General features: G+C 57.0%; 3 protein-coding genes. 1 reads left to right on the forward strand and 2 read right to left on the reverse strand.

The window, feature by feature from the left end; genetic code table 11:
- Both ABJK70_RS20715 and ABJK70_RS20720 read right to left on the reverse strand, forming a co-directional pair.
- Positions 1 to 862: GAF domain-containing protein (locus ABJK70_RS20715; protein WP_347258971.1), on the reverse strand; the 862-nt coding region annotated here is incomplete at its 3' end.
- Positions 859 to 2436, reverse strand: a complete 1578-nt coding sequence (locus ABJK70_RS20720) for a PAS domain-containing methyl-accepting chemotaxis protein (protein ID WP_347258972.1) — start codon at positions 2434 to 2436, stop codon at positions 859 to 861. The genes ABJK70_RS20720 and ABJK70_RS20715, both read right to left, overlap by 4 nt.
- Positions 2437 to 2880: 444 nt before the next feature.
- Here ABJK70_RS20720 and ABJK70_RS20725 point away from each other — a divergent pair.
- On the forward strand, positions 2881 to 4502 hold a 1622-nt coding region (locus tag ABJK70_RS20725), incomplete at its 3' end, for a helicase HerA-like domain-containing protein (RefSeq protein WP_347258973.1).

Here is a 4502-nt window from a genome sequence, read left to right on the forward strand (position 1 = left end):
AGAGGCGCCCATACGTCTCTCCGTTGTGGGAAATCGAGACGGCGAGAAGATTGCGCATGGGCGGGTGGCCCGGCGGAAATCCCGCCGCATGCGGGTGCTCGTGCAGATTCTGCAGCCGCAGAAACTGGTTCCGGGCCAGCGCCCTCCCCAGCAGTCCCTTTCCTTCCGGCCAGTGTTCGATGCGCTGCGCCTGTTCTTCGCTCAAACCTGTGTAGATGAATTCGGCGAGTTGGCCTTGCTCGTCGAAAATCCCGATCGCCCCGTAGCGCGCCGACAGCAGACGGGTCAGATATTCGAGAGAACTTTCCAATAGATGCCGTTCCAGCTTTATCGTATTCATGATCCGCAGCAAGGAACGGGTCGCTAGGCTAAGCGATCTCAGCTGCTCGGACCATGATGGCGAAGGATCGCGATTCGTCGACAATTCGGCATGGCGATGCGATTCATCCGACAAAAGCTCCTTTTCGCGCTTCAGGAGCGCGTCAATCAGGCTGGTTCGGGTTACGGCTCCGATAAAATCGCCGCTATCGTTGAAAACCGCTAGAGCCGCCAGGTGCTCGTTTTCCAGCCTGCTTTTCACGATTTCGAGCGGCGTGTTTTCATGGACAGGGGCCGGAATCGGGTCAACCACCAAGTCCGCCAGTATCCGGTCCGGGTTCCGGGCGATTTGTTCGCTCGATACGAGTCCCAGAAAGAGACTTATCCCAGCGGGGAGGACATCGAAAACGCTATAGATATAGCCCGGCTCGAGCTCCTCTCGTGATGGCCGGTCGTCGGCTTTTGCTCTTGTCAGTTGATCGGTTAATGCTTCCCGTGCGCAAAGTCTCGAGCGTCCGATTGGATGGTTAGTCGAATCGCTCATTCGTCGGCCTGGGCGAAACGGTTCATGAGGTTTTCAAGATCCACAGCCAACTGTAACGCTTGTTCACTAGTGTTGGCGGTCCGCTCAGCCTCTTTCGCGATGTTCTTGGTTTTTTGGTTGATGTTTTCAACGTTGCGCATGATTTCTTGAGTGACGCAGGATTGCTCCTCCACGGCACTTGCTACCTGCACATTCATATCCTTGATTTCTTCAATCGCTCGCGTGATCTCGGAAAGCGTTTCATTGCAGACCTCCGCCTGTTGCACGCTCACTTGAGCTTGCCGGCGGCCTTTCTCCATAACGGCGGTGGCTTCCTGGGCTTCTTTCTGCAGCCGCTCGACGATTTTCTGGATTTCCCGGGTCGAACTCTGGGTGGTGGACGCCAGCTTGCGTACTTCTTCGGCAACGACCGCGAAACCGCGTCCCCGCTCGCCCGCGCGCGCAGCCTCGATGGCGGCGTTCAAGGCCAACAGATTGGTTTGGTCGGCGATGTCGCGGATCACGTTGACTACGACATCGATGCCTCTGCTTTCTTGTTCCAGTTTTTCTATCACCTGTGCGGCATTCTCGACCTCATGGGCCAAGTCGTCGATTGCAACGCTGGTCTGCCCCACGGCATGCTTGCCCTTGCCGGCTGCATGGGTCGCGCGGTCGGCTGCGGAAGCGGCTTCTGCGGCATTGCGGGCGATACTCTGAACGGTTGCCGTCATTTCATCGACCGCCGTCGCTACCATGGCGATCTCCGACTGCTGATGGGTGAGGTCGTTGCTGGTCTGGCCCGCTGCCTGCCGGGCGTGAGTCGCCATGTCCTGGAGCCGGGCGGCGGCATCATCGAAGCGCCCGATTACGGTTCGCAGCCTAGCCTGCAAGGAGACGATAGCGGTCTGCAATTGGCCCACTTCATCATCTCTTCCGGCATAGACCTTTCGGGCGATACCGTTGTCGATGAACTGCTTGGAGAAATTCGCAGCCTGGGTGAGCGGCCGTGTGAGAAGACGTGCCATGAATAACGAGAGGGCCACACTGACGGCGGCTGCCGCATAAAACGCGGGTTGCGCGCCGGCTCCGGTAAAACCGAGCGCTAGCAGGGGCGCCATGGCGACGAGAAATCCGACGAACGCTTTCGCCGAGAAGCTCAATCGGAGCAGCGAAGGCAGCTTGAACTTTTTTTCGCGGAACGACCGGTAAAGCGCTTCGGCCCTTGCAACGTACTCCCGTGAAGGACTCACCCTCACCGATTCGTAGCCGATTATGCGGTCTTTATCCAGCATCGGCATAACGAATGCGTCCACCCAGTAATAGTCGCCGTTCTTACATCGATTTTTGACGATGCCCATCCAAGGGGTCCGGTTTTTCAAGGTGGTCCAGAGATCGGCGAACGCTTCCGGCGGCATATCCGGATGTCGAACGATATTGTGGTTCTTATTCAATAGCTCCTGTTCGGTGAACCCGGCGACCGCCTGAAAGTCCTTGTTCGCGTAAGTGATGATTCCCTTAAGATCGGTAGTCGAGATCAGTTGTGTACCGGCGGGATACGTCGATTCGTTTGCAGTGACGGGAAGATTGATTTTCATAGAGAAGCCTTTATTCAGTCCGCTCGGCAGGCAAAGCGCGGGCGCGCGTTCCGTTTGCATCGTCGAGGCAGGGTTCGTTCACGTTGCGAAAAGGCCATCCGCGCTGGTGTTAGGAAAAATCCGGGGACCATGGGGATGACGGCCTAGAGTATAGGTGGGAGGAAACAAGAAATTTCTTATTTTTGGCGCTGGGTCGTTTTCCTGGTTCGTGTACTGCCAGCGAGGCAGTTCGGATAGCAGGAGGTGGGCGGCGCCAAGAGCTGCGGCGCAGGCCGAATCGCACCGGCCCGATTCGCATATTCGCCGAACTGGTCTAACTTTTGGGCCAGTTCTCCAGAAGTTCTATAGTGACTGTCGGGATCGGAACGAGCGGCGGCTCCCAGCCGTCGGACCGAACCGGCTGGAGGCTCCGGTTTTCTTACAGGCGCTTTTTAGGGGTCCGTTATGTCCGAACACACCGATACACTGATTGGTCATTTGCTGGAAGTTCGCAACGGTCAATTCGTAGCCAAGCTATTGAGCGAGGAGGAAGGCTTTTGCCCGACTGTGTCGGTGGACGGTGAGCTCAAAGTGGTCGGACAACCGGGATCTTACGTATCGATCCGTCAGCACGGTTTTCGATCCTTGGCGCTGATCAATCATGTAGAAGCAGATCGTTCCGGTGGTCGAATATGCCGTTCCGCGGCCGGCAGCCTGGTCGCGCTTACGCCGCTCGGACAAATTACCGATGAAGGCGTGTTCCAGCGCGGTGTAAGGCATTTTCCGACACCCGGCGCCGAAGTGCACATCGTGGCCGAGGACGAGATCGATTCGATTTTCGCGAATTACCGGCAGTATCGGTTCAATCCCGGCTATCTCCGCAGCCATCCCTCGACCGGCGTTTACCTGGATCCGTCGGCTTTGTGCAGTCGCCATTTCGCTATTCTCGGGCAGTCCGGCTCCGGCAAGTCATGGTCGGTGGCAAGTTTGATTCAGCGCATGGTCGATGCCATGCCCAACGCGCATATCATCCTGCTCGATTTGCACGGCGAATATTGCTGGAAGGATAGGAGCAGGGCTCTCCATTCCGCCTTTAAGCCGGAACAGACGCGTTATCTCGACGCCCGAGCCCTGGAAATTCCTTATTGGCTGATGACTTTCGCCGAGTTGCTCGACCTGCTGATCGATCGCAACGACCCGGGAGCTGCCATACAGACTGCTTTCCTGCGCGAGACGATTTACGAGTTGAAGAAAAAATCGGCGAAATCCCTGGATTTGGAAACAATCTCGCTCGACTCGCCAATTTATTTCTCGTTACAGGAGGTTTACGACAGCTTCAAGGAAGCCAATGAATTCCGCACCGATTTCGGCAAGACCAAAGGCCCGCTGTTCGGCCAGTTCGACGAGTTTCTGGTCAAGCTGCTGAGCCGGCTCAATGACGTGCGCTATGATTTTCTGCTCAATCCGGTAAGACGGAACCGCTCGGAGAGTCTGCCCGGGCTGCTGCGGGATTTCGTCGGATTGGGCGACCCCAAATGTCAGATCACGATTATCGACTTGAGCCCGGTACCTTTCGACGTGCGTCCGACCGTTTCCGCGCAGATCGGGCGCTTGGCCTTCGAGTTCAATTACTGGAACCCGTTCAACCGAGAGTTTCCCATTCTCCTGGTCTGCGAAGAAGCTCATGCCTATATTCCCCGTGAGTCCAACACCCAGTTTGAAGGCACTCGCAAGACCATGGAGCGGATCGCCAAGGAAGGGCGCAAGTACGGTGTCGGTTTGGGGGTTATCAGTCAGCGGCCCCACGAGTTGTCGGAAACGGTATTGTCGCAATGCGGCACGTACATCTGCCTGCGCATTACCAATCCCGACGACCAGGACTATGTGCGCAAGCTGGTGCCGGAGGGCGAGTCCGATTTGGTCGATATCCTGACGTCTCTCAGCCGGGGCGAGGCCATGATCCTCGGCGAGGCCATCCCACTCCCTACCCGGACCCAGATTTATAAGCCCGACCCGACGCCCAACAGCAACGACGCGGATTTCTATTCGGCGTGGAAGTCCGGTCCGGAAGATTTAGACATCGAGGG

The organism is Methylocaldum sp., assembly GCF_039794385.1.
Taxonomy (GTDB): Bacteria; Pseudomonadota; Gammaproteobacteria; order Methylococcales; family Methylococcaceae; genus Methylocaldum.